Origin of the sequence: Collinsella aerofaciens (assembly GCF_001405375.1) — a bacterium.
Classification (GTDB): Bacteria; Actinomycetota; Coriobacteriia; order Coriobacteriales; family Coriobacteriaceae; genus Collinsella; species Collinsella aerofaciens_F.
In genome coordinates, this window is the sequence record NZ_CYYP01000002.1 from 63,923 (window position 1) to 88,944 (window position 25,022).

Consider the following 25,022-nt stretch of genomic DNA (forward strand, 5'->3'; position numbering starts at 1 on the left):
CTTGCGCGGCATAGTGCGTATAAACTTCGTCAACCGCCTCAGAAATATCTGAGTATCGCGCCGGGTCAAAAGCATACGATGTCGCAGCTATACCCTGCACCCATTCGGAACGCGGATTAATTGAATAGCCACACAGCATCATCATACATGCATCTAGACCTGATTTCCCAAGTATCCGACGTATTGATGAGAGCATCGCGGGTCGCCCCTGCACCATCGTCGTCACCCCTATTAGCAGAATTTACCGTTTTTCTCTAAATGCGTATCGCCACCCTTAAGAATACGAAGTGTTTTATCCAGACCCGATTGTCCTCCATCTCAAACGAAGGGATAAGGAATCTCATCCGGAATCGGCAGTAACGAAGGATTCACAACGACAAGCGAAAAACATGAGTCATCTCTCAGAGGGGAGTAAAGGCTCCCCTCAAGCACCCTAGTTTCGTCATCCAAAGAGTTGATGGCAGTGTTCTTCTTACAAAGGTCGACAACAAAAGGGTTGATTTCTACAGATGTTACATCCATGCCACAGTTGGTAAGTATCAGGCCCTGTATTCTGGGGCCAGAACACAAATCGAGAGCCTTCCGTGCGCTCTGCGGTGTAAGGCGCCAATCTCAGCAAATCTGTCCCACAATACTGCGCTGAAGAACAAGACGGAACCCCTGAGCCAAACTCCCCTATAACTTATTAAGGCTAAGACAGGCAAGTTCACGCACCCGGCATATTCCAGAATAACATCCTATTGTTTTAGATGCTCTACAAGCATGAACAGCCGCGAATCGGAAAGATCTTCTAGTTTCGCCCCGACTGACCGCCAAGGGCCAAAATGGCCCCTCCATCCCCGGGCGACTGGCTCTGGCGCGCCGAGGAGTGTCCCCAAGTGCCGGCAGAAAAGAAACGTCCCTATCTGCCGGCTAGAGGGCACCGAAGAGGATGGCGTAGGTAGTGGATTCGCCGAGCTTGAGCTCGTCGCCGGGATTGAGTTGGGCGGAACGGCCGGGCTCGACCTGAATGCAGACGCGCGTGGCCCCGTTTACCACCACGGTTCCGTTGGTGGACGACAAGTCCTCGACGTGCCAGATATTTTGAGCATCGCACCAGATATGGGCATGGCGGGCCGAGACATCATCGCCGACGTCGGTAATATCTCCCTCGCCAGTGGCCAGCGCGCCAATCTCAACACCCTGCTCACTCGGCTGAATCCAGCGCGGGGCGCTCACGACAAAACTATTTTGTACGCGCAGCAAGCCCAAGGGGTGCGCCGGGGCGGGTTCGCGTTCGCCCACGGTCATCGACATGCCAAGCGAACGCGGCGTGGATGTACCTCCGCCACAGGTCGCGTGCGCGTAGTCGATGGCATAGTTCACCGAGGACCGCACATCCGCCGAACAACCGACGGCGACAAACAGCACCAGCACGGCCTCGGCGCGCTCGGCGGGCATGAGTTCCGCCGCCTGGGACAGGCGATCGAGCGCGTTGCGATAGAGATTCGTGTCCTGGTGGCACTCTTCGAGCGCGCGTACCATCGGTTCACCTGCAGGACCGCACACCATATTGATCACAGCCGTGGAGTCCATGGGATTGCGCGGGCGCAGGGCCAGTTGCGACATAATACGCGCAGCCGAGGTACCGTATTCGGCAAAGTAGCGCTGCTGAAGCGTGCCGACCGGCGCGCGAACGATAAAGCGGGAAACCCAAGAGCGATCGGCGGCTCGGCTCTGCGGGCTGCGGCCGTCGGCGAGCGGACGGGACGAAAGCACCAAGCCGCACAGCTCGATATGGCTCAGATGCGCCGCGCGCTTAAAGATGTCAAACATGGCCCCGCATGGGGTGAGCTCAACTTGAGATGCCATGACCTAGGCCTCCTTAGTCGTAGAAATAGAATCGGACGATACTTCGACAGGTCCGCCAAAAGTACGGGCAGCTGCGGCTCCACCGGCAAGCGGAGTCGCCATCTGGGCTTTTGTGCGTCGCGGTGCCGAAACGGGAAGTTCAAAGGCAAAGCCCATCGCAAGCAAAAACCACGTAAGCGTATAGGTTGCAACCAGAGCGGCAACAAGGCCGCCCATCACGGCGCATTGGGAAAATACGCTACATGCAGCCACAACCAGCACCGGAACCTCGCAGGCAGAAAGCGCAAGCACACCCTGCAGGAAGCCCGAGCGCCGATCGCGCGCAAGCGCCCCCGCGGCAACGCCGGCTATGCCTGGCAGCGCCAACGCCAGTGCGGCAATAATACCCGGTAGCGACCCAGACCACACGAGCGATCCCAAAGTCGCCGTCACGCGAGCGCCCGACGCCAGCAGCGCGGCCGAAACCACGACCACAGCCCAAACCACGCCACAGACGACCGTCGCGCCGACCATCAGCGCGCGACGCACCGCGCGGCCAGACGCATCCATGGGGCACGGCGTGAGCGGCTCGCCGCGGAGCGAACGACCGACATTTTGCGCATAGTGGTCACAAAACGCCGAGAGCGCCGCCTCGACCGCCGCCGGCTCGGGACGATCTTTTTGATGGCTGGACAGACAGGCCATCACCACGTCGAACAGCTGGGCATCGACAAACGCCAGCGCATCGCGTAGCTCTTCGGAATCCGGCTCAAGCCCTAGCTGCTGGGCCTGCTCGGCCGCGGCGAGCGCCACATCGGGCTCACGACGAAGCAGCTGAGTCAAATCACAACCGGGCGCATGGGCACCAATGGGATAGTCGGGCCGTGTGTCCATTTTGAGACGGTAGGGGCTCGCGATGTCGCGCGTCCTTTTGCGCGAACCCGAGGCGCCCGAAGTGCTCGGCGCAGCTTCGTATGGCGCGACGCCGGCAATGAGCTCGTAAACCGTGCTTGCCGCGGCATAGACGTCGATCGCCGGCGACATACGCAAAGCGCGCAGGTCGGGAATATCGTCGGTGAGCATCTCGGGCGGAGCGTAGGCCACCGTCGCGCGACGCAGCGTGGCATAGCGCTCGGTAAAGGATGCCTTGCCGCCGGTACCGGCCACGGCCGACGCAGGCTCGAGCGCCAGCGACGAGCCAAAGTCGATCAGGCACAGGTCAAAGGTGCCCTCGGCAAGCTGCCGGTCAAGCGGTAAACGCGCCGTACGCACCATAATATTAGCGGGCGAGATATCGCGATGGACAAAGCCCTCCCCCACCAGGCTCATGCGGCAGAGCAGGTCGAACAGGTCGCGCCCCAAGCGCGCCGCCACAAGCGGCGATAGGCGTCCGGCATCGTCCACGGCGAGTCGAGAGCGCAAGCGGGCGAGCGTCTCGCCCTCGACCCATTCCATGACAATTGCAGGCACACCGTCAACCTCGCCCCAGCCATAGAGGCGGGGAAAGCCCTTAAGGCCCGAAAGGGCGCGATGGCATTCATATTCCTCGCGAAATGCCGCTTTGAACTTGGCGACCAGCGACTCATGGGCGGCATCGTCGTCAAACTCATCGCGCGTCGGCAAGATGAGCTGTTTGAGTGCTACGTCCTCGCCTTGGGCGTTGACAGCACGCGTCACGCGGCCGATACCGCCACGGCGCATGGTGGCATCGTCGGCAAACAGTATCGTAAAACGACGCAGATAGGCAGGCAGTTCGTCCTGACCGAGCGCAATGGCCGGCTCAAACCCGTCGACACGCGCCAGGCGCAGGCCGACCATGGGATCGCGACCGAGCGATTGTGGTGTGGTGGATGCAAGATCGGTCATCATAGGGCAAGCGCCGCCACGTTATTGTTGAAGTTACCGAGCGCGACGTCATCATCGCCGTAATGGCCGACCCATTGACATAGGTTGGTGTAACAGCCCCACAGATTGGCATACTGCTGATACCACCTTGACCGGGGCGAGAATGTCTGACGACCGAACTCGGCTCGAATGACAAACATCTCCCCGACCAGGCTGTCGCACGGCCTGGGATCTCCCGTAGAGTTATAGGTCGAGACCACGTCATTGGCACGAGAAACATAGCCGTCGAGCATGTTGTACTTGGTCACAAGCCAACTGTGAATGCTCTCTTCCTCAGCAGCGGAAAGGCCGCCGGAGTTTGCATCGTTGTCAGTGTTGCCGCCCGTCGAGCCGCCGTTTCCAGGCCCTCCGGTAGAGGAACCCGACCCAGAGCCGCCGCCCGAACTCGATGAATCCGAGCCGGAGCCAGAAGTATCCGAGCTACCGGGCTTTCCGGACTGCTGGGCGTCCTGCTCCTTTTGCTGCTCGACCTTATTCACCGTTGCCGCCACGCTATTGTTGGACAATCGATCGATGATCTTGGTGTTGGTGAGCACGATGGTTTTGCCATTGGCAAGCGTGACTTCGTTGTCCGGGGCCTCGGCGCCGTCCGCATCGTCGGTGCCAAACACAATATGCCCGACCACACTTGCCCAAGCATATCCAGTCGTGGTGCCCAGATCGCTTTTGACCTCATGCCCCACGCGCGGTTCGCGTGCGGCATGCGCCTGCATCATGGACGGCACGGTCATGCCATAGGCAGAAACGCCAGCTATGACCAGCACCAGCGAGCACGATAGCAGTGCGTACGCCCGCGGCGCCAAGCCCAGTCGGCGTCGTATGCGCACCGCGGCGCCGCGCTTTGTCTGAGTGCCACCGGGCCGCATGCGTTCTCCTCCAACAAAAACACGCCGCTCGGGAGCGGCGCATTCATTCGAATCCATATTTGAGTGTATCAGCGAACCAAAAAGGTTGCGCAACGAATGGACAAATTAAGGATGCGAGCGGAAGCATCCATGCGATAAGCGGATACGAAGCATCTTTGTTGCACAACAAACTCACAGTCGCACGGGGAAATTATGACTACCCCGTGCGTCGCGAGGAAAACATACGGCAGGAGCAGGCTCGCCACCTAAATCGCGCGGCGGGCCTCGATGGCGCGGCCAAGCGTAAGCTCGTCGGCATACTCCAAGTCGCCGCCCACGGGAAGGCCGCTTGCCAGACGCGACACCTCGACGCCCAACGGCTTGATGGTACGGGCCAGATAGCTCGCCGTGGTCTCGCCCTCAATATTGGGGTTGGTGGCGATGATGACCTCGTGGATGTCCTCGTGGCCCAAGCGTGCCAGCAGCTCTCGAATGTGCAGCTGCTCGGGGCCAATCTTGTCCATGGGACTGATCACGCCGCCCAATACGTGGTAGAGGCCGTGGTAGCTGCCCGTGCGCTCGATCGCCTGGACATCGCGCGGCTCGCCCACCACGCAAATGCGAGTGGTATCGCGCATCGGGTCCTGGCAGATGGAGCACTCGTCGGCCGTGGCGTAGTTAAAGCAGCGGCTGCAAAAGTGGACCTCCTGCTTGACCTCCAGGATGGCCTCGGCCAGGCGGCGCGCCTCCTCGGCGTCGGCCTCCAACAGGTAATAGGCGATGCGCTGGGCCGACTTGGGACCAATGCCCGGCAGACGGCCCAGCTCATCGAGCAGTTTTTGCAGACTGTGGTTGGCACTCATATATATGCGTGTCTTAGAACGGCATGCCCGGGATGTTGAGGCCGCCGGTGATGGCGCCCATCTGCTTGTTGGCGAGCTCGTTGACGCCGCGGACGGCCTCGTTGACGGCAGCCATGATCATATCCTGCAGCATATCGACGTCCTCGGGATCGAGCGCATCGGGATCGATGGTGAGGTTGACGAGCTCCATCTCGCCGTTAACGGTCACCTTGACCATGCCGCCGCCGGCAGAGGCGTCGACGGTCTGGGACTTGAGGTTCTCCTGCGCGGTGGCAAGCTGCTCCTGCATCTTGCGAGCCTGCTTCATCATCTGCTGCATGTTCATACCGGCCATGATGGCTCCTTTACGTGCGGCCGCACGCCGAGCTGCAAGGGCAGCCGGAGCACGGCGGGACTTTCAAACTCAAAAATCGTACCACGGCGCGCGGCGAGAGAGCGGGGCGGACGTGTTACCTCAGTCGATATACATGTCCTCCAATACAAACCGCACTCAAAGATTATGCAAGGTCGAATTATGCAAGGTTGCATAATATCGCACACTCAATCTAGTAGAGCCGAATCCGGCATTTCATGTGCGCCACTAAATAGCTAAATGCCGAACCGCTGCTCGAGGCGGCGCACATGGCGGCAGGGTATAATTTGATTGCCATAGATAGTAATTTGGAGGTGCCCCATGAATGCCCCCAACGCGCTCCAAAACATCCGCTCAAAACACCCCGTTGCATATGTGGTTCTCTATCTCTTTGTCGGCTGGGCATTGCTGGTTGTCATCACCCATGCCATAGCTTTTGGAGCAGAACTGCTGATAGCCAGCTCGGACCAGCCCGTCGTCAAATGGGAGACGACCGATGAGTGCACCGACGGAACCCGAACCGTCTACTACAACAGCCCGTCCCTCTATCAAGAGTTCAAGGTCAAGATAAAGGACTTCAAGATTGTCGATGCCGAGCTAGGCGTTTATTTGGCAATCGGAGCAACCATTAACGCCGAGCAAGTCGAGTACACGGACAGCCATGCGACGTATCGTATCGACCTCAGCATCCTAGGCCGACCGTCACGCACCTGTCTGCTCAAATGCGACATACGCGGCACCACACTACACATGTCCGAAATACAGATGCGCCCGGACAAGGGGTCCTCTTCTTGAGCAGTATACCCGCCTGCGCAGCTACTCCACCGGCTTGAAGATGGTGGCCTGGCCAAAGACGCTGCGGATGAGGGCCTTGGCCTCGTCCTCGGTCTGCGGGATGCTCGGGGCTGCGCCCTGATGGCCGAAGGGGCTGCCAGCACCGGGATTGGATTCCCAGGGAGCGGCGGGGACGTCGTCGTTTGCAGAGGCTGCGGGTGCCACAGCAGCGGCCTTGGTCGCGGACGCCGCACCCGGCACGTCGAACGGGGGCAGATCGTCCCCGCCGGCATCGGCAGCAAAACCACCGACCATAGCATCGTCGTAGGGCACCTGCTCGGATTCCCATGGCGCAGCCTGCGCAGGCGGCTGAGCCATGGGGACGGACGCGCGCTCGGGCGCTCGGGGCGCGGGCTCGGTCGGGAGCTTGCCCGTGGCAGGAGCACCGGCAGGGTTGTCGGAGCGCAGCCAAGGGGCCTTGGCCAGGTCGGATGACTTGGGCGCAGGCGCGGCAGCGGACTTGGGCGCGGGGATCGGAGCAGCCGGTTTGGGCGCAGCGGGTTCAGGCGCCGACGGGGTCGGTGCCGCTACCGGCGCCGCTTTTGGCTGCGTCGCGCTGGCGCTCGAGGATGCAGGGGGCACCGAGGACACGGGTTGCGGGTCCGCAGATACCGCAGCCCGTGCAGATGGAGAATGCTCCTCATGTTGAGGAGCCGGCGTGCCACCTCCATCCAGGACGTAGTCGACGGTACGACGACCGAAGACCACGCAGACCGTCGGCAGGACCACCGACTGCGTATCGGCGCGACCGAGCATCTTGATGGCAAAAGTCGAACCCGCGGGGAACGAGACCGTGAGCTTGGAGCCGTCGTCGGCCGTGGCGCGGGCGTTGAGCAAAAGCCCTGCGTAGGAGGCCTGACGAGCCTTGACGCGCTCGACGACCTCGGCCCATTTGCGCTGGAGCTCGCCGGCGTCCTCAACCGCGGGGGTCTCGGCAGCACCGGCGGCGGCAACCTGGGCGGCGTTGTTGGGCTTGGACACCGACACGGTCGATGCAGCAGGCGCGGAAGCCGGAGCCGCAACGGGCTGAGGTGCAGGCGTTACAGGTCTGGGCGCCGGCGCAGGAGCCGCGGACTTGGTCGCAGGCTGGGCAGCCGGAACAGCAGCGCCGCGGTCCCAAGGCATACCGCCCTGGCGCGCGGACGTAGCAGCGGGGGCAGCGGATGCCGCCGGAGCGGCAGCACGAGCGCCCGAAATGAGCGTCGGCTGTTGGGCAGCAGCGGGTACGGATGCTGCAGGCGCGGCGGCCTGAGCAGCAGCCACGCTCGCCGGCACGGCGCCGTTGGCAATCATGGCCTCCAGGCGTGCCACGCGCTCGGCCAATGCCTCAATCGTTAAATCGGCCTCGGGACGCGCCAGACGCGTGCAGGCAATCTCGAGCACCAGGCGCACGTCGCTCGCGCCCCTCATCTCCAGCGCGGCATCGTCGAGCACCGTCAGCACGCGGGCCAGGCGGTCGGCAGGATGCTCGCCAAAGGCAGCGGCCTCGGCAGCAAGCGCCTCGGCCTGCTCGGAGCCGCCCTCAAACAGCTCGGCACGGGCACCGGCAACGCAGGCAACGTACACGTCGCGCACATGCGCCACCAGGTCGCGCGTCAGCTCCAGCAGGTCATTGCCCTCCTCGACCTGCGCACGGATCAGTCCATAGAGCTCGGCAACATCGCGATCGGCAATGGCGCGGGAAAACTCGCCCAGAATCTGGTCCGAAACCTCGCCCAAAAGCGAGCGGGCGTCGTCCGCATGCACAGAACCGTTGCCAAAGACGCTCAGCTGCTCCAGCGTGGAAAGCGCGTCGCGCATACCGCCCTTGGCATGGCGCGCCACAATGGCGAGTGCCTCGTCGTCGTAATCGAAGCCCTCCTGCTCGCACACGTAAGACAGGCGATGCTCGATATCCTCGTTGCCGATGCGGTGGAAATCGAAGCGCTGGCAGCGTGAGAGAATGGTCTCCAGAATCTTTTGCGGGTCGGTGGTGCACAGCACAAAGATCACGTGTGCCGGCGGCTCCTCAAGCGTCTTGAGCAGCGCGTTGAACGCCGCCGTTGTGAGCATGTGGACCTCGTCGATGATATAAATCTTGTACTTGCCGCGCACCGGGGCAAAGTTGACGGAGTTGATGATTTCCTCGCGCACATTGTCCACGCCCGTGCGGGAGGCGGCATCGAGCTCGTAGACATCCGGGTGGTTGCCCTCGGCGATGAGCTCGCACTCCTCGCAAGTACCGTCGGGCAAGCAGCCGCTTGCACCCTCGGCGCGCGCCGCCTCGGCATTGCGACACAGCAGTGCCTTGGCCAGAATGCGCGCCATGGTGGTCTTGCCCGTGCCGCGCGGTCCGCAGAATAGGTACGCGTGGGACAGGCGCCCCTCGGTGATGGCGTGCTCGAGCGTCGAGACGATATGCTGCTGGCCCACCACGGAGTCGAAGGTGAGCGGGCGATACTTTCGGTACAACGATTCCATGGGTGCTCCCCCGGGTATACTGAGTCTTGTTGCCGCGACGGCCATGCGGTCGCACGGCATACTGCATTCATAATAACCCGTACGGCGAGCCCGCCGCGATAGGAGTCCAAAGAGCATGGCAGACGCAGAGAGCAACCTCGTTCCCTCCGAAGCAGCCGACCAGGTCGAGGTCGCGCTCGAGGAGCAGGCCGCAGCCGACGACGGCATCCTGTACCTCAACGAGTACCAGTACGAAAACGACCTGGTCACCGACTTTGCGCGCCTGGTCGCCTCGCCCAGGCGCCGTGGCTCGCTGTATGTCGCCGCCGCGATTGCCGCGCTCATCGGCATCGGCATGCTGGTGGCCGGCGGCAACTGGATCAAGTTTGGCGTCGTGCTGATCGTATTCGGCGCCTTTTTGGCCTGGTGGAGCAAAAACCTGCACCACACCCTCGCCCGCGACTTTATCGACGCCGTCGAGGCCGACGAGTCCATGGGTGGCCGCTATCGCCGCGTCGCCGCCAACGAAGACGGCCTGATGGTTTGGGGCAAGAGCGGCAAGTCGCAGTTCTTCCCGTTTGACAAGCTCGACCACGTGCTCGACGGCGAGCGCATCTTTGTGGCCATGTTCGCCGACCAGGGCGTGACGATCCCCAAGGACACCTTCGTCCGTGGCGATGCCGAACAGTTCGGCCCCTTCCTTAAGGCGCGCATCAACAAAAAACTCCGCATCGAGACCAAGAAGAAGAAAATGAAGGCCGAGAAGGCCGCCGCCGAGGCCAAGCAGAGCGACAAGCCCCAGGAGGCCAAGGGCAGGCAGCGCAAGCAGAAGAAGAACAAGAAGAAGCGCTAAGGCCAAGCCAGACAGGCAGCCTCGCATCCCGCTATCCTCCCCATGCACCCGAGCGTGCTACACTAGCAGCATCTATGCCACCGCGAACGGCTCGGCTCCGCGCCCGCCACTCGCAAACGAACTTTAAGCGCACGAGGGTTGGCCATGCCGCTTTTCTCGCAACATACCGCCCGGTTCTCGCCGGACGTTCCTTTGGAGGGCACCAGCTCTCGCGAGCTGCTCAAGCGGTACCAGCCGCTCGAGACACTTGCGACCGGCGGTTTTGGCTCCATCGAGATCTGCCGCGACACGCACCTGCGCCGCCGCGTCGCCATTAAGCGCATCCCCCTTATCAACGGTGCCGGCATGCCCGCCAGCGACATCATGGATGTCCTGCGCGAGGCGCACACTGCCGCCATGCTTCAACATCCCAACATCGTGCAGGTCATCGACTTTACGCACGACACAGCCTATGCCTACCTGGTTATGGAGTATGTCGATGGCATGTCGCTTGCCGAGTTTTTGCACCGCGTGGACGGCCACTCACTTACCTTTGGCGAGGCCGCGGCCATTGCCGATGCCCTGGGCCAGGCGCTCACCTTCGCCCATAGCAATGGCGTACTCCACCTGGACATTAAGCCCGCCAACGTGCTCATCGACCACTCGGGCAATGTAAAGCTCACCGACTTTGGCATGGCGCGACTGTCGTCCGCCGGTGGCTTTGGCTGCTCGCGCGGCGGCACCATCGGCTACATGCCGCCCGAGCAGCTCGATATCGAGACCGGCACGGTCGATGAGCGCGCCGATGTCTTTGCCCTCGCCTGTGTAATCTATGAGGGCCTGTGCGGCAGCGCTCCCTTTATGGCGGCCACGCCCGCCGACTCGCTCGACCGCATCATCGGCGGCGCCACCTATCCCAGCGAGCTGATACCACACTTTCCCCCGGGAGCCGAGGCCGCGCTCATGAGCGCGCTCTCCCCCATGCCGCAGGACCGCCCCAGCAGCATCGAGGCATTTTGCGACCAGCTCCTTGCCGGTCTGGGCAGCGTACGCGAGGGCCGTCGCAGCCTGGAACAAATGGTTGGCGAGCTTTCGGATGACGAGCAGGAGCTCGACGATATCGAGCCGTCGCACTACGAGGACGAAGCCATCGAGGTCGACCCCGCACTCGGCTGGGCGGGCACGCGCTGGAGCCATGCGCGCGACTACACCATGCGCATTATCTCGGCGCTAACGTGCGGCACCTTTAGCTTTTTGCTGATGCAAACGGCCGGGGTCGCGGCGCTTCCCGGCCTGGTCATTGCGGCTATCGCAATCGGAGCGGCGGCTGGCCTGGCCCCCCAGATTGGCTCGGCCATCTCGGCTGTGGGCTTTTTGGTGCTCATGGCCAACGCCACCATGCAGGCGCAGGGCATCCTGTCGATGCTGCCCGTCGCGGTGATCTTTGCCGCCGCCATGTCCGGTTGGTGGATCGCCTGGGGTCGTACCGAGGCTGCCGCGAGCGCCGCGCTCACCTGTGCACTCGCGCTTGGCTGTCTGACCGGCAATACCTTCCTGGCAGCTGGGGTCGCCGCCGGCGTCGCGTCATTTTGGCTCGGCCCGGCAAGCGCCGCCGCGGCAACGGGCATGGGCGCGCTTTTTGCCCGTCTGGCCACGGTCGCGCTTTCAGCCGGAGGCGTGCTGGGGCTCGGTAACGTTGCCGCAGCGCTGGGAGACCCGCTCCTTTGGGCTGCCTTTGTGCTGGTCGCGGCAACTGCCGCGGCGTCATCTGCGCTGCTCAATGCCCATGCCAAGCGTGCCGATCAGGGCTCAAACCTTGCCGCAATCGCCGCCATCGCTGTCACCGGCATCGGCTGCGCAGCGGCGTCCTGTCTTGCACACCATATGGAAATTGCCAGCCTTGCAGCCGCGGTCGTCGCCAAGGCGGCGGTTGCGGGAACCCTATCCTCTATAATCGTTGGGATATGCCTATATTTGCTCGGATACCAAAGAACCTATACGGAGAGTGATCTTTCGTGAACTTCCTGAACATCTTCGAGGACCACGTGGCCGGCATCTTCGGTGCCACCCGTGCCCCGTTCTCCTTTAAGAAGCTTGCTAAGCAGGCCGCTCGCGACATGGAGGATCAGACTCTGGTGATTAACGGCGTCAACACGGCGCCGGCACTCTATACCATCCTTATCGCCGCCGACGACGATCCCATGCTCGCCCCGTTCTACCCCGAGCTTTCGCGCGAGGTCCGCGAGTTTGTGAAGGCGCAGGCCGAAAAGCGCCGCTATGTCTTTGTCGGCGAGCCCCTCGTGCGCTTTATGATCGATCCGCAGCTGCGCGCCGGCAAGTTCTCGGTCTTTGCCGAGAACGTCGATGCCCCCACGCTCGGCCGCCTGTACGAAGAAGAGCGCGCCTATCAAAACGGCCTGGGCCAGAACAACTCCGCGGCAAGCCGTGCCGCCAGCGCCCCGCGCGCCGGCCAGCAGCAGTTTGCTGCCCCGCAGCAGCAGCGCCCCGCCGCCATGCCCCAGCAGCAGCCGACGCCTCGCGCCGCCGCCCCCGACCCGCTTGCCGTAGCAGATCCCTTCGCGCCTAGCGTCTCCGACCCCGCCGCTCCTATCCCGGTGCCGCAGACCGTCTCGCGCGACGCGCTTGCCGGCATGGGCGGAGCCGCCGCGACCGGTGCCGCCGTGGGCCTAGGCGCTGCAGCCGGCATCGCCTCCAACATGGCGAGCACTCGCGCCCCGCAGCGCCCGCTCGCCCAGCTCGTCGACGTCGTGAGCGGCGAGAGCCATAGCATCACCTCCGCACAGGTGACCATCGGTCGCGAGCGCTCAGTTTCCGACATTGCCCTGCGCGACCCCAACGTGTCGCGCCGCCACGCCCAGCTCACCTTTACGGGCTCGGATTGGTCGATCGAGGACCTCAATTCCACCAACGGCACGCTCGTCAACAACCGCCGCATTACGCGCTGCCCGCTGCGCAACGGCGATCTGCTGACGTTTGGCCTGAGTACCTTTGAATTTAGGGGATAGTCGCTTATGAACATCGATATCGTCCTTTTTGCAGGCCGCATCGTCCTGGTCGCCCTGCTCTATATCTTCCTGTTCGCCGTCATGAAGACCGGCGTGGGACTTGTGCGCGGGCAGCGCCGCGACTCGGCTATCTGGACGATTGATGTGGACAAGGGTCCGCGCGGTATCCGCGGCATCCACGTAGACATGCTCGGCCCCGTCATCGTCGGTCGCTCGCCATCTTCGGACATCTGCATCAACGAACCGTTCGTCTCGGCCTCGCATGCGCGCTTTTCGCTGCAGGGCCCGGCGCTCATCATCGAGGACCTCAACTCGCTTAACGGCACGCTCGTCAACGGTCGCCAGCTCGTGGAGCCCGCGACGCTGCGTGAGGGCGACGAAGTCCAGATTGGCGACGTGGTCATGAAGGTGAACCGTCGATGATCGACGAGGAGAACAAGTCCGCAACCATGACCGAGGCACCAGCTGCCGCCGCAGCTGCACCGGCCCACGCCGCTCCGGCGGGCTCCGCACCCGTGGAACCCGAGGACACCGTGTTCTCCCTGCCTCTTTCGCATGTAACGCATGATATTTCGGATCTAGCCGATAACGAGGACGAAGAGGATGCCGTAGCGGCGCCCATCGGCGCACATGCTGCGGAACAGCCCACAGCGCCCGAAGCAGCCCCGGCGCCGGCTCACTTTGCAGAGCCCGTCGCCGCGGCAATCAACGAGAGCGCTGCGGTGTTTGCGGCACCCGAGCCCGCCGCGCCGGCGTTTCCCATAGCCCCGGCATCCGAGGTTGCGCCCGCGTCTACGCCGGCGCCCGAGCCTATAGACGTCAGCCCGCAAGACGACGAGTCGACCGCCCGCGTTTCCGAGGAGCCCGACTCCCCGGACACCGGCGATTCCGAATCAAACGCCGAGACCGACACCGTCTCTCCCGGTGACACCGCCGAGATCGACGTTGCTGCCGTTGAGGCCAAGCTCAAAGACCCCGGCTCGACCATGAGCTTTGAGCCCCTGACCGAGGAGCGCATCGAGACCGACTCGACCTATGATGCCGGTACCACCACGCAACTCATGTGGGGCGCCCGCTCCGACGTTGGCTGCGTGCGCCCGCACAATGAGGATTCCTACCTGGTGCAGTCGCCGCTCTTTTGCGTATGCGACGGCATGGGCGGTCACGCCGCCGGCGAGGTAGCCTCTTCCATCGCCGTCGAGACTATTGCCAAGACGGCCCCGCAGTCCGCCGACGCAGCGCGCCTGGCCGCAGCCGTCGAGGCAGCCAACGCCGCCGTAATCGAGGCGGCCCTGAACGGCCTGGGCAAGCCCGGCATGGGCTGCACAGCCACCTGCGCCTATATCGAAAACGACACGCTCGCCATCGCCCACGTGGGCGACTCTCGCGCCTACCTGCTCCACGAGGGCACGCTCATCCGCGTGACCCGCGACCACTCCTACGTGGAGGAGCTCGTGGACGCTGGCGAGATCACGGCAGACGAGGCTCGCGTCCACCCCAACCGTTCGGTCATCACCCGCGCACTGGGCTCGGACCCCGCCATGTATGCCGACCACTTCACTCTGCATATCGAGGAAGGCGACCGCCTGATCCTGTGCTCCGACGGCCTCTCGAGCATGATTCCCGATAGCGATATCGAGAACATCGCCACGCAGTCCTCAACCGCGCAAATCTGCGTCGACAACCTAGTGGACGCGGCGCTTGCCGCCGGTGGCCACGACAACGTGACCGTAGTAGTCGTTGACCTGGTTGACGATGGCGTCATGCGCGAGGCGCAACGCGTGCGTCGCCGCAACGTTACTATCGCCGCCATCCTGGCCCTCGTCTTTGTGCTGGCAGCTGGCATCTGGGCCTACACGGGTGTCACCGGCTCGTACTACCTGGGTACCTACCAGGGCAATGTCGCCGTCTGGCGCGGCCTGCCCGGCAAGCCACTCGGACTCAAGCTCCACTGGCTCGAAAGCGAAACCAGCATCAAGCTGTCCGACCTGCCCGAAGACACGCAAAACCGCCTCAAGGCGGGCATTCCGCAAACAAGTGTCGACGATGCGCAGGACACGATATCCAAGTACCGCCACCAGATCGACGAGGAGCAGACCCGCCAGGTGATCGACGCGCAAACGATTCGCGACAACACCAATCAGGGATCGACCTCCGAATCAGATTCCGAGAAAACCGCCGAACAGTCCGCCGAGGCCGAAGCCTCCGAAAAGAACTAGAAAGGGAGTGCCGCTTATGAGTCGCCGCAACACCGAGCTGCTCTTGCTCATCGCCTCGGCGTTCCCCGTCATCCTGCTGTATGCGATGTACGTGCTCACCGCGGGCGCCGCCATCTCCTTTGAGACGCTCGCCGTGCCGATCGGCCTCTTTGCCGCCTTCGCTGCGGCACATATCGCCGTGCGCATCTTGGCGCCCGGCGCCGACCCCGCCATCCTACCCATCGTATTTATACTTTCGGGCATCGGCATCACGTTCGTGACGCGTCTCGCCCCCGCTCTCGCCATCTCACAGCTCATCATCCTGTTTGTCTCGGTGGCGCTCATGGTGGGAACGCTCGCACTGGTCAAAAACCTCGACGTAGTCATGCGCTACAAGTACACCTTTGGCATTATCGGCATCATCCTGCTGATGCTGCCCATCTTTATCGGCACCACGATCTCGGGCTCCAAGCTGTGGATTCGCATCGCGGGCTTTACCATCCAGCCCGGCGAGTTCGCCAAGGTCTTTATCGTCCTGTTCCTGGCCGGCTACCTGGCCGAGAACCGCGAGCTGCTCTCCATCTCCAACCGCAAGATTCTGGGCTTTAAGATCCCTCGCCTGCGACTGCTGCTGCCGCTGTTTGCCGTGTGGGGTGTGTGCCTGCTCGTCGTCGTCTTCGAACGCGACCTGGGTTCGGCCGTGCTGTTCTACACCATCTTCTTGCTGATGCTCTACGTTGCCACGGGGCGCTTTTCGTATGTCGTTATCGGCCTTGCGCTCTTAGCCGTTGGAGCCGTGGGCGCCTACAAGTTCCTGTCTCACGTTCAGGTGCGTTTCCAGGTTTGGCTCGATCCGTTTAAGGACGCCCAGGGCCAGGGCTACCAGATCGTCCAGTCGCTCTTCTCGCTTGCCGATGGCGGTCTGGTCGGTGTTGGCATCGGCAACGGCATGGCCAACAACATCCCTGTCGTCGAGTCCGACTTTATCTTCTCGGCTATCGGCGAGGAGATGGGCCTTTTGGGCGGCGGCGCCGTGCTCATCCTGTTTATGCTCTTTGCCGTGCGTGGCCTCACCACGGCTGCCCGCGCTAAATCCGACCTCGCCGCCTTTAGTGCCACAGGCCTTACGGCCGCCATCAGCTTCCAGGCCTTCTTGATCGTTGGCGGCGTAACCCGCCTGATCCCGCTGACCGGCGTCACCCTGCCCTTTATGAGCCAGGGCGGCTCCTCTCTGCTGGCGAGCTTTATCATCGTCGCGCTCCTGCTGCGCGCCGGTGACGAGGCGACCGGACGCGAGGCCGAGCTTACCGGCACCGGCACCATGGCCGCCATCACCGATGATCAGGTCGCATCTGCCGCCGCCCCGACGGGCACGCGCTTTGCCACCTCGTCTTCCTACGGCAGCGGCAGCCATTCCGTCGGCTCGCGCATGCGCCGTCGCCTGCTCGACACGCCTGAATCCGGTGTGCTCGGCCGCGTTGCTCTTGCCAACCGTCTAACCCGCGCGGTGCTCGCCTTTACGGCGCTGTTCGCCATCCTTATCGGCAACCTCACCTATGTCCAGGTCATTAAGGCCAAGGACTATCAGGACATGCCGACCAACAACCACACCATCGCCCGCTCCAAGTACATCCAGCGCGGCTCCATCATCACGTCCGACGGCGTGACGCTGGCCGAGTCGCTGCAGCAGGAGGACGGCACCTACGTACGCTCCTACCCCAACGGTAACCTGGCAGCTCACGTGGTTGGCTACGTGAGCCAGCAGTATGGCACCACCGCCATCGAGAGCGTCATGAACGACACGCTCACCGGTTCTAAGGACTACTCCAGCTGGAACAATGCCATCGCGTCGCTCGCGGGCCAGACCCAGCCGGGCAACACCGCCAAGCTCACCATCGACTCGCGTATCCAGACGGCGGCCGAGCAGGCACTCAAGGGCTTTAAGGGCGCTGTAGTGGTCATCGACCCGCGTACCGGCGCGGTGCTCGCATGTGCCAGCTCGCCCACCTACGACAACACCAACATCGATGCCCTGCTGCAGACGGGCGGCGGCGAGGACGGCTCCATGTACAATCGCGCCATGGACGCGCTGTACACGCCGGGCTCCACGTTTAAGGTCGTTACGCTTTCCGCGGCACTCGAGACCGGTACCGCCAGCCTGACCAGCACCTACCAGGCGCCCGGCTCCATGGATATCGGCAACGCACCGGTCACCAACTATGCCAACGAGAGCTACGGCACCATCAGCCTGCAGCAGGCCTTTGCCGTGTCCTCCAACGTCGTCTTTGGCCAGGTGGCAAACGAAGTTGGCGCAAACACGCTCGTGCAGTTTGCCAACGCCTTTGGCTACGGCCAAAAGCTCGGCCAGGACCTGACCTCCGCGGCCTCCATCATGGCCGACCCGTCGCTCATGACCGAGTGGGAGACCGCCTGGGCCGGCGCCGGCCAGCCTGTCGGCATGGACCACACGCCCGGCCCGCAGACCACCGTCATGCAAAACGCCGTGATTGCCGCCGCCATCGCTAACAGCGGCGTGGTCATGGACCCGTACTTTGTAGCCCAGGTACTCGCCCCGGACGGAACCGTGGTCAAGACCACGCAGTCCCGCTCGCTTGGTCAGGCCGTCAGCTCCGCCACGGCCGACCAGGTCAAGCAGGCCATGCTTGCCGTCGTCCAGTCCGGCACCGGCACCGATGCCCAAATCCCCGGCGTCAAGGTCGCCGGCAAGACCGGCTCGGCCGAGACTGGCGGCACCAACGTCAACTCGATGTTCGTTGGCTTTGCACCTTACGATTCACCCACGGTCGCCATCTCGGTGGCCTTGGAGGATTTCGACAAGCATGACGTCGAGGCCGCCAAGATCGCCGGTATCGTCCTGACCGCGGCGCTTGCCGCACAGGGAGCGTGATGCCCATGATCGAATCGGACACCCGAGGCGCGCCGCGGCCTAAGGGTTAGCGGCAACGCGTCACACGGCCCCAGCGGCCACATCGTAGGTACTACACACATCGTTGAGCGAATAGTTATGTTAGGAGCAGGAATGGAACAGAGGGTCCTCGGGGGAAGATACCTCCTCAAGGATAAGGTGGGAACAGGCGGCATGGCGACCGTCTACCGCGCACAGGACCAGGTCCTCGACCGCACGGTAGCCGTCAAGATTATGCTGCCGCAGTATGCTGGCGACGCAACCTTCACCGCACGCTTTAAGCAGGAGGCCCAGGCAGCAGCCGGTCTCTCCTCCCCCTATATCGTGGGCGTCTACGATTGGGGCAAGGACGGCGACACCTATTACATCGTCATGGAGTACTTGCGCGGCACCGACCTTAAGAGCGGCATCAAGAGCCACGGCGCCCTCGACCCCAAGAAGGTCGCCCAGATCGGCTCGCAGATTAGCTCCGCGCTTTCGGTCGCCCACAAGCACGAGATCATCCACCGCGACATTAAGCCGCAGAACATCATGGTGCTGCCCGACGGCAACATCAAGGTGATGGACTTTGGCATCGCGCGCGCCAAGAACAGCCACCTCACGCAAGACAACAACGTGCTGGGAACCGCCCACTACGTCAGCCCCGAGCAGACCCGTGGTCAGGACCTCGGCCCCACCTCGGATATCTACTCGCTGGGCGTCGTGATGTACGAGTGCGCCACCGGCCGCGTTCCCTTTGACGGTGACGACGCTATCTCAGTCGCACTCAAGCAGGTCAACGAGCTGCCTATTCCGCCGAGCCAGATCAACTCCGGTGTCGACGCCGACCTTGAGCGCATCATCCTCAAGTGCATGGAGAAGGACCCGGCAAACCGCTTCCAGACCGCCGACGAGCTTCGTCAGGTGCTCAATAGCTACCTGTCGGGCCGTGCCGTCAACGTCTCGGAGCCCACGCGCATCATCGGTGCCCCCGGTGAGCTGGGCGCCACCAAGACTCGCGAGCTTTCCGATCAAACGCGCGCCATGGTGCGTCCCGTCTCGGGCGTGAGCGGCCAGAATACCGCCCGTAGCTCGGTTTCGGGCTCCACCGGCTCCTACGAGGTCGAAAAGCCCAAATCCAACAAGAACAAGATCATCGCCGCCGTGGTGGCAGCCGTTGCCGTCATCGGCATCGTGGTGGCCTTTGCCACAGGACTCTTTGGCGGCGAGCAGGTCACCGTGCCCGATGTGCTGGGCAAGGACCAGCAGACTGCCGTCGAGCTGATCAAGGAAGCCGGCCTCGAGGTCGGCACCATCGACCAAAGCTACAACGACGATGTCGACGAGGGCAAGGTCGCCGAGCAGACGCCCAACGGCAACACCAAGAAGGCCAAGGGCACCAAGGTGAACCTGGTAATCTCCAAGGGTCCCAAGCCCTCCGAGAAGGTTGAGGTTCCCCGGCTTGTCGGCCTGACCAAGGACCAGGCCGAGGCCGCGCTGGCAAGCGTTGGCCTGAAGGGCAACGCCTCCGAGGAGGCCAACGAGGCCGATGAGGGCCAGGTCTTTGAGCAGGGCACCGAAGCCGGTAAGGAAGTCGCGAAGGGCACGACCATCTCGTACAAGGTCTCGAGCGGCCCGGATACCACGTCCGTCCCCGATCTGACCGACATGACCGAGGCCCAGGCGCGCAACGCCCTCGATATGGCAGGCTTTGGCGTCGACGTTAGCTACCAGGAGAACGACTCGGTTACCGAGGGCACCGTGATCAGCTGGAACCCCAGTGGCAAGCAGAAGCCCGGCGCCACGATTACCGTCGTCATTGCCAAGAAGTCCGGCAAGGCCACTGTCCCGGGCAACCTGTACGGCAAGAGCATTTCCACCGCCGTTACCGCGCTCAACAACGCCGGTTTCTATAACATCGGCTTCTGTGACCAGAACGGCAATCCCGTAAGCGGTAACGAGGATGCCACCGTTACGGGCGTCTCCCCCACCGGCAAGCAGTCCACCGACAGCACGATCACGCTAACAGTCGCACTTTCTGGCTCGGGTTCGGGCTCTGGCTCGGGCACGGGTGACGATTCCGGTACGACCAACTAGTCGCCACCCCACCGCTCATCGCGGCTTTCGCCGCAAACATATTCGCTCACAGGCGCCCGCTTGCTCCCCCAGCAAGCGGGCGCTTTCTTTATCTGAAGCAGCGAATACTACGGCATGCCTTAAACCAAAAGAGCCCGGCACCGTAACGGTACCGGGCTCGATATTCCTCTGGTGCCCCCGGGCGGATTCGAAAACTCCCCCGCGGGGAAATGAGTGACGCGGGTGTCGACCGTTCGAATCCGCCGGCAGCTCCCACAAACCAGAAACGGCGCCGCTCTCGCGACGCCGTCATAATCCTCTGGTGCCCCCGGGCGGATTCGAAAACTCCCCCCGCGGGGAAATTGGTGACGCGGGTGTCGACGGCTCGAATCCTGCCCTTAGACCAGAAGAGCCCGGCACCGTAGCGGTACCGGGCTCGATATTCCTCTGGTGCCCCCGGGCGGATTCGAACCGTCGACACCCGCTTTAGGAGAGCGGTGCTCTATCCCCTGAGCTACGGAGGCATGTTGTACTAGTGTAGCAGATTTACTGCATCGCAATACGTCGCATGACTAGACTTCGAAGTTGCGGTGGAATAGTTCCCGTCTGAAGCATCTAAAGCCGTATTTAGGAACTATTTCACCGCAACTTATGAGGAGCTAGTTACCTTTGTGGAAGAGGTTTTTGATAACGGATGGGATGCTCTTGGCGCCCTTGGCGGTCACATCGATAAAGTCGGGCGAACGCACGAGCTTATCCTCGTCGACGTACTTGCGAACCGCGCGCAACGTCTCTTTGTCATCGCGCGTCGAAAACGTAAAGTGACCGTTGTCCTTGGTGAAGATGGCAAAACGCGTAATCTTCTTGGTGCCGCGCAAAACCTCGGCGGCAATATAGTCGACCTCGTCCCACGGGATTTGAATATAATCCTCGGGATTACGTTCGTTGTAGTACTCGAACGCCTTATTGCCCACCATCACGTTACCGTGGCTGGTAAGCCCCATCAGGCAGGTTGCCGGCGTTGCCAGATCGACCGTGCTGTTCTGAGATTGCGCCATGCGCGCCTCGCCCTCCAAATAAAACAATCGGACCGCATCCAGTGTACCCACCGGGTGCGGTCCGTTTCAATGGCTCAAAAGCCCTTGCCTAGCAATTCTCGGTCTTAAGCCGAAACGTGCTTACATGAAGCCGCAGACGCGACCGATGATGCCGATGGCGAAGAGAGCCAGGATGATGACGATCGGGCTGACCTTCTTCTTGAGGAGCTTGCAGACCAGCAGGGTCAGGCACACGGCGGCAAGGCCGGGGATGAGCTGATCGAGGTTGGCCTGAAGCGTGGTGACCTTCACCTGATCAAGGGCGTTAGCACCGATGGAGTTATACATCGTCAGTGCTTCCTTGACACCCTCAGAACCGGAGGGCAGGTTAGCCCAGTCGATAAAGGCGCCAGCAGACTGCGTGACCTTGGAGACGACCGGGGTGAAGGAGATGGACACCCAGCGCTCGACCAGGGCGCCGATGATGAACATACCCAGGATGGATGCACCCTCGGTGACCTTGCCCATCAGACCGCCGGAGAGGTCCTTGGCGATGGAGGAGCCGACCTTGTAGCCAAACTCCTGCGTGTACCACAGGAAGGCGTAACGGATGATGTTCCACGCGAAGAAGAACAGCAGCGGACCGGCGATGCTGCCGGACAGGGCCAGGGAAGCGCCCAGAGCGCCCAGAATCGGGCGAAGGGTGAACCAGAAGGCGGGGTCGCCGACGCCGGCGAGCGGGCCCATCATACCGACCTTGACGCCCTGAATGGCGACGTCGTCAATCGGGGCACCGTTGGCGCGCTCCTCCTCGAGAGCGAGGGTAACGCCAATGACGGGGGCGGAAACATAGGGGTGGGTGTTATAGAACTCCAGGTGGCGCTTAAGAGCGGCAATCTGGTCATCCTTGCTGGTGTAGAGCTTCTTGATCGCAGGGATCATTGCGAAGCACCAGCCGCCGTTCTGCATACGCTCGTAGTTCCACGAGCCCTGAAGGAACTGATGACGGAAGCAAACCTTCTTGCGGTCAGCCTTGGTGAGCTGAATCTTGTTCTCTGCCATATGTATCACTCCCCTCCTACTCGTAATCGTTCAGAATGTCGCCGAGCGGGTCACCGGAGCCGCCGCCCATGCCGCCACCCTGCTTGGCCAGATCCTTAAGGCCAAGGTAGATGAGGGCAAGGGAGATGCCGATGAGGCCAAGGGCGATCAGCGTGAGCTGAGGGATGGCAGCAAGGACAAAGCCGAGGATGAAGAACGGCCAGGTCTCCTTGGTGGCCATCATGTTGATAACCATGGCGTAACCGACGGAAGCGACCATGCCGCCGCCGACAGCCATGCCGCCGGACAGCCAGTCGGGCATAGCGTTAAGCGCGTTGGTAACAGCCTCGGCCGGGATGATGCACAGAAGTACTGCCGGGATGGCGATACGAAGGCCCTGCATGAGGATGGCAGCGTACTGCCAGCGCTCGATGCCGGAGAAGTCGCCCTTCTCGGCGCAACCGTCCATGGCGTGAGCGATAGCGGTAGCCAGGGTACGGCAGATCATGGTCAGGAACAGACCAGCGACCGACAGCGGGACGGCGACGGCGATGGCGGCGGTAACGGCCTTGGCCGAATCGGTGGCGCCACCGTTGAGGGCGAGCACCATGATGATCGAAGAAGCGACCGAGGCCAGAGCGGCGTCAGGCGCGACAGCGGCGCCGACGTTAGCCCAGCCAAGGGCCATCATCTGGAGCGAACCGCCCAGGAGGATGCCCTCCTGAAGGTGACCGGTTACGAGACCGATAAGCGTGCATGCCACGAGCGGCTGATGGAACTGGAACTCATCCAGAATGCCTTCCATACCGGCAAGCAACGCGACAATCGCAACAAGCAGAATAGTGATTGCAGACATGTATCGGACCCTCCTTTACTATGCTTGAGCGGCCAGTTCGGCCTTAGCTTTCTTCAACATGGCGTCGAGATCCTCGGAGGAATCCGAAGGAACCTTGCGGACCTCGAACTTGACGCCCTTGGCCTTGAGGGCCTCGAGAGTCTTAACGTCGTCATCGCCCATGGCGACGGCGTTGGTGACGACGACCTTGCCCTTGGAGTGAGCCATGGAACCGATGTTGACTTCCTTGATGTCGACGCCGGCCTCGATGGCCTTGAGCAGATCCTGCGGGTTCTCGAAGAGCAGCATGGCCTTGGTGTCACCAAAGCGCGTGTCCTTGACGACCTCGGCCATCTTCTTGATGGGCACGACGTTGGCATGGACTCCCGGAGGGGCAGCCTGCTCGATCATGGTCTTGCGGAGCTCGTCGTGAGCAACGCCGTCGGAAACCACGATGATGCGGTTGGGGTTGATCTGCTTGGTCCACGTGGTGGCCACCTGACCATGAAGCAGACGGGTGTCGATACGGACGTGGGCAATCTTGATGTGCCCGTCGCCGATGACCGTTCCCGGAGGGATGGCGCCTGCAGGAGCAGCGGCGGCCGCAGCCGGCTTCTTCTCCTCGGGCTCCAGAGACTCGGGCTTGACGCGCACGCCAGCCTTAGCCTCAGTCACGAGATGTTTTGCGATCGCATGTGCAGTGTTCTTTGCGTCAAAGCGCTGCGAATATGCCTCGATGAGCATAGGCAGGTTGACACCGGTGACGATAGCCCAGGAATCATGGCCCTCGATGAGCCCGCTGATCTGGTTGAACGGCGTGCCGCCCCACAGATCAACGAGGAAGAGCACCTGCTCCTGGTCCTCGAAGGAAGCGATTGCTTCCTCGACCTTGGCACGGAAGTCGTCGGGGCCCATGCTCGGCTCGAGCGAGACCACGGCAACAGACGGCTGATCGCCAAAGACCATCGAGCCCGTCTGCTTGATTCCAGCTGCCAAGTCCCCGTGGCTAGCAAGAACAATACTTACCATCACATAACCTCCTTTTTGTCTACGTATTTCCTACACGACATGAAGGAAGTATACCTGTTTGGTTTGTGGAATTATAGCTAAATTCGCAAAAGGTTGGATTATTTGTTTAAACGTCTAAGTTTGTTACAAATTGATTACGTTACCGCTTTTTGACTCATTACACGCCAAGGCGTCGCACATCAAGCCATGCATTTTACAGATACAAACAGGCTGTTCATTAATATCGATTTTGGCAAGCGCGAATGCGCTTGTACTGCCGCTATTTTGTTTAAACAGACATGACTTGACTATTATCGTGACTTATGTTCTACGAAACCACTCAAAATAGTTGCGGTGGAATAGTTCTTGTTTAAGAGCCAGAAGGCTGGATTTAGGAACTATTTCACCGCAACTTATAGGGGGTCCTAGACGATGCGGAGGGGGTTGGCGGCGTCGACGGCGTCGGGGGCGTCAGAAGGGCCGTCGGGGGCGGCGTCTGCTGGATCCTCGTCGGGGGTCTCGATCTGTTTGATCATTACCTCTTGGCCCTGCAGCAAATAGGTCTCGCCGCTACCGCAATGGGGGCAGGTCTTGCCGTGCTCGACTGTCACGTAGTCGCAGCCGCACGCCTCGCAATGCGTCACGGCCTCGACAGGCTCCACGATAAGCTCCGCGCCCTCGGTGATAGGCTTTTTATCTGCTGCCCAGCGCCAAGCGTCGAGCAGCAAGTCGGGAACGACGCCCGAGACTTCGCCCAGCAGCAACGTCACGCTCGAAACGCGACGCACGCCATTGGCGCGCGCCACATTCTCGACATCGCGAATGATGTGATAGACGATTCCGAGCTCGTGCATTTATTTCCTTCCGCCGTTCTAACGAACGGCGGTCGGCTTGACGCTGCGCGAGCCCCAGACGGACGATCTGCCTTTCAATCGTCGGGCATGGGCAAAAGCCCTATGCCCTCCTCTTTCAAGGCACCTCGCCACGCCTGGGACT

General features: G+C 62.0%; 19 protein-coding genes, 1 tRNA gene and 1 pseudogene. 8 read left to right on the forward strand and 13 right to left on the reverse strand.

What is annotated here, in order from left to right; translation table 11 throughout:
* Positions 1 to 318: 318 nt before the first annotated feature.
* From ARB25_RS10370 to ARB25_RS01405, 6 genes and pseudogenes are all read right to left on the reverse strand, one after another.
* Positions 319 to 588, reverse strand: a pseudogene (locus ARB25_RS10370) (hypothetical protein); the annotation flags it as partial.
* Between the two features lie 324 nt (positions 589 to 912).
* Positions 913 to 1,851, reverse strand: a complete 939-nt coding sequence (locus ARB25_RS01385; protein WP_055285292.1) for an FHA domain-containing protein — start codon at positions 1,849 to 1,851, stop codon at positions 913 to 915.
* Between the two features lie 3 nt (positions 1,852 to 1,854).
* A complete protein-coding gene (locus tag ARB25_RS01390; protein WP_055285293.1) occupies positions 1,855 to 3,699 on the reverse strand; it encodes a serine/threonine protein kinase in 1,845 nt (614 codons plus the stop codon).
* On the reverse strand, positions 3,696 to 4,601 hold the full coding sequence (locus ARB25_RS01395) for a hypothetical protein (RefSeq protein ID WP_055285294.1): 906 nt from the start codon (positions 4,599 to 4,601) through the stop codon (positions 3,696 to 3,698). The genes ARB25_RS01390 and ARB25_RS01395 overlap by 4 nt, the downstream gene beginning before the upstream one ends.
* A 245-nt stretch (positions 4,602 to 4,846) precedes the next feature.
* Positions 4,847 to 5,443 carry a recombination mediator RecR gene (recR, locus tag ARB25_RS01400; protein WP_006235173.1) on the reverse strand — a complete coding sequence of 199 codons (597 nt, stop codon included), beginning with the start codon at positions 5,441 to 5,443 and terminating at the stop codon, positions 4,847 to 4,849.
* Between the two features lie 13 nt (positions 5,444 to 5,456).
* Positions 5,457 to 5,777 (reverse strand): YbaB/EbfC family nucleoid-associated protein, encoded by a 321-nt coding sequence (locus tag ARB25_RS01405; RefSeq protein WP_055285295.1) that lies wholly within the window; start codon positions 5,775 to 5,777, stop codon positions 5,457 to 5,459.
* A gap of 339 nt (positions 5,778 to 6,116) precedes the next feature.
* Between ARB25_RS01405 and ARB25_RS01410 the strand changes: the two genes are divergently transcribed.
* Positions 6,117 to 6,590 (forward strand): hypothetical protein, encoded by a 474-nt coding sequence (locus ARB25_RS01410; protein ID WP_006235175.1) that lies wholly within the window; start codon positions 6,117 to 6,119, stop codon positions 6,588 to 6,590.
* Positions 6,591 to 6,611: 21 nt separating this feature from the next.
* Here ARB25_RS01410 and dnaX read toward each other — a convergent pair whose 3' ends face one another.
* Complete coding sequence (gene dnaX, locus ARB25_RS01415; protein WP_055285296.1) at positions 6,612 to 9,089, reverse strand: DNA polymerase III subunit gamma/tau; 2,478 nt, start codon at positions 9,087 to 9,089, stop codon at positions 6,612 to 6,614.
* 115 nt (positions 9,090 to 9,204) lie between these two features.
* Between dnaX and ARB25_RS01420 the strand changes: the two genes are divergently transcribed.
* The 7 genes from ARB25_RS01420 (at position 9,205) to pknB (ending at position 20,126) form a co-directional block, all read left to right on the forward strand.
* Positions 9,205 to 9,921 carry a hypothetical protein gene (locus tag ARB25_RS01420; protein WP_055285297.1) on the forward strand — a complete coding sequence of 239 codons (717 nt, stop codon included), beginning with the start codon at positions 9,205 to 9,207 and terminating at the stop codon, positions 9,919 to 9,921.
* A 144-nt stretch (positions 9,922 to 10,065) separates the two neighbouring features.
* Complete coding sequence (locus ARB25_RS01425) at positions 10,066 to 11,919, forward strand: serine/threonine-protein kinase (protein WP_055285298.1); 1,854 nt, start codon at positions 10,066 to 10,068, stop codon at positions 11,917 to 11,919.
* Entirely contained in the window at positions 11,916 to 12,926 is a 1,011-nt protein-coding gene (locus ARB25_RS01430; protein ID WP_070100713.1) for an FhaA domain-containing protein, read from the forward strand. Before ARB25_RS01425 ends, ARB25_RS01430 begins: the two co-directional genes overlap by 4 nt.
* A gap of 6 nt (positions 12,927 to 12,932) precedes the next feature.
* A complete protein-coding gene (locus ARB25_RS01435) occupies positions 12,933 to 13,349 on the forward strand; it encodes an FHA domain-containing protein (protein ID WP_006235180.1) in 417 nt (138 codons plus the stop codon).
* On the forward strand, positions 13,346 to 15,145 hold the full coding sequence (locus tag ARB25_RS01440) for a Stp1/IreP family PP2C-type Ser/Thr phosphatase (RefSeq protein WP_055285299.1): 1,800 nt from the start codon (positions 13,346 to 13,348) through the stop codon (positions 15,143 to 15,145). The genes ARB25_RS01435 and ARB25_RS01440 overlap by 4 nt, the downstream gene beginning before the upstream one ends.
* A 16-nt stretch (positions 15,146 to 15,161) precedes the next feature.
* Entirely contained in the window at positions 15,162 to 18,032 is a 2,871-nt protein-coding gene (locus ARB25_RS01445; protein WP_055285300.1) for an FtsW/RodA/SpoVE family cell cycle protein, read from the forward strand.
* A gap of 132 nt (positions 18,033 to 18,164) precedes the next feature.
* A complete protein-coding gene (pknB, locus tag ARB25_RS01450) occupies positions 18,165 to 20,126 on the forward strand; it encodes a Stk1 family PASTA domain-containing Ser/Thr kinase (RefSeq protein WP_055285301.1) in 1,962 nt (653 codons plus the stop codon).
* A gap of 427 nt (positions 20,127 to 20,553) precedes the next feature.
* Here pknB and ARB25_RS01455 read toward each other — a convergent pair.
* From ARB25_RS01455 to ARB25_RS01480, 6 genes are all read right to left on the reverse strand, one after another.
* Positions 20,554 to 20,629 (reverse strand) — tRNA-Arg (locus ARB25_RS01455).
* A 135-nt stretch (positions 20,630 to 20,764) separates the two neighbouring features.
* Positions 20,765 to 21,163, reverse strand: coding sequence for a DUF956 family protein (locus ARB25_RS01460; RefSeq protein WP_006235193.1), 399 nt, complete (start codon positions 21,161 to 21,163; stop codon positions 20,765 to 20,767).
* Between the two features lie 120 nt (positions 21,164 to 21,283).
* A complete protein-coding gene (locus ARB25_RS01465; protein ID WP_022094170.1) occupies positions 21,284 to 22,204 on the reverse strand; it encodes a PTS system mannose/fructose/sorbose family transporter subunit IID in 921 nt (306 codons plus the stop codon).
* A 16-nt stretch (positions 22,205 to 22,220) separates the two neighbouring features.
* The gene (locus ARB25_RS01470) at positions 22,221 to 23,039 is read right to left on the reverse strand and encodes a PTS mannose/fructose/sorbose transporter subunit IIC (protein ID WP_055285302.1); all 819 of its coding nucleotides are present in this window, start codon (positions 23,037 to 23,039) and stop codon (positions 22,221 to 22,223) included.
* An 18-nt stretch (positions 23,040 to 23,057) separates the two neighbouring features.
* Entirely contained in the window at positions 23,058 to 24,047 is a 990-nt protein-coding gene (locus ARB25_RS01475; protein ID WP_006235196.1) for a PTS sugar transporter subunit IIB, read from the reverse strand.
* 404 nt (positions 24,048 to 24,451) lie between these two features.
* A complete protein-coding gene (locus ARB25_RS01480; protein ID WP_055285303.1) occupies positions 24,452 to 24,880 on the reverse strand; it encodes a hydrogenase maturation nickel metallochaperone HypA/HybF in 429 nt (142 codons plus the stop codon).
* Between the last annotated feature and the right edge of the window lie 142 nt (positions 24,881 to 25,022).

Bases quoted from the DNA above. Each gene is read 5' to 3' on its own strand.
- ARB25_RS01385 (WP_055285292.1), bottom strand. From the start codon at position 1,851: ATGGCATCTCAAGTTGAGCTCACCCCATGCGGGGCCATGTTTGACATC.
- ARB25_RS01390 (WP_055285293.1), bottom strand. From the start codon at position 3,699: ATGATGACCGATCTTGCATCCACCACACCACAATCGCTCGGTCGCGAT.
- ARB25_RS01395 (WP_055285294.1), bottom strand. From the start codon at position 4,601: ATGCGGCCCGGTGGCACTCAGACAAAGCGCGGCGCCGCGGTGCGCATA.
- recR (WP_006235173.1), bottom strand. From the start codon at position 5,443: ATGAGTGCCAACCACAGTCTGCAAAAACTGCTCGATGAGCTGGGCCGT.
- ARB25_RS01405 (WP_055285295.1), bottom strand. From the start codon at position 5,777: ATGGCCGGTATGAACATGCAGCAGATGATGAAGCAGGCTCGCAAGATG.
- ARB25_RS01410 (WP_006235175.1), top strand. From the start codon at position 6,117: ATGAATGCCCCCAACGCGCTCCAAAACATCCGCTCAAAACACCCCGTT.
- dnaX (WP_055285296.1), bottom strand. From the start codon at position 9,089: ATGGAATCGTTGTACCGAAAGTATCGCCCGCTCACCTTCGACTCCGTG.
- ARB25_RS01420 (WP_055285297.1), top strand. From the start codon at position 9,205: ATGGCAGACGCAGAGAGCAACCTCGTTCCCTCCGAAGCAGCCGACCAG.
- ARB25_RS01425 (WP_055285298.1), top strand. From the start codon at position 10,066: ATGCCGCTTTTCTCGCAACATACCGCCCGGTTCTCGCCGGACGTTCCT.
- ARB25_RS01435 (WP_006235180.1), top strand. From the start codon at position 12,933: ATGAACATCGATATCGTCCTTTTTGCAGGCCGCATCGTCCTGGTCGCC.
- ARB25_RS01440 (WP_055285299.1), top strand. From the start codon at position 13,346: ATGATCGACGAGGAGAACAAGTCCGCAACCATGACCGAGGCACCAGCT.
- ARB25_RS01445 (WP_055285300.1), top strand. From the start codon at position 15,162: ATGAGTCGCCGCAACACCGAGCTGCTCTTGCTCATCGCCTCGGCGTTC.
- pknB (WP_055285301.1), top strand. From the start codon at position 18,165: ATGGAACAGAGGGTCCTCGGGGGAAGATACCTCCTCAAGGATAAGGTG.
- ARB25_RS01460 (WP_006235193.1), bottom strand. From the start codon at position 21,163: ATGGCGCAATCTCAGAACAGCACGGTCGATCTGGCAACGCCGGCAACC.
- ARB25_RS01465 (WP_022094170.1), bottom strand. From the start codon at position 22,204: ATGGCAGAGAACAAGATTCAGCTCACCAAGGCTGACCGCAAGAAGGTT.
- ARB25_RS01470 (WP_055285302.1), bottom strand. From the start codon at position 23,039: ATGTCTGCAATCACTATTCTGCTTGTTGCGATTGTCGCGTTGCTTGCC.
- ARB25_RS01475 (WP_006235196.1), bottom strand. From the start codon at position 24,047: ATGGTAAGTATTGTTCTTGCTAGCCACGGGGACTTGGCAGCTGGAATC.
- ARB25_RS01480 (WP_055285303.1), bottom strand. From the start codon at position 24,880: ATGCACGAGCTCGGAATCGTCTATCACATCATTCGCGATGTCGAGAAT.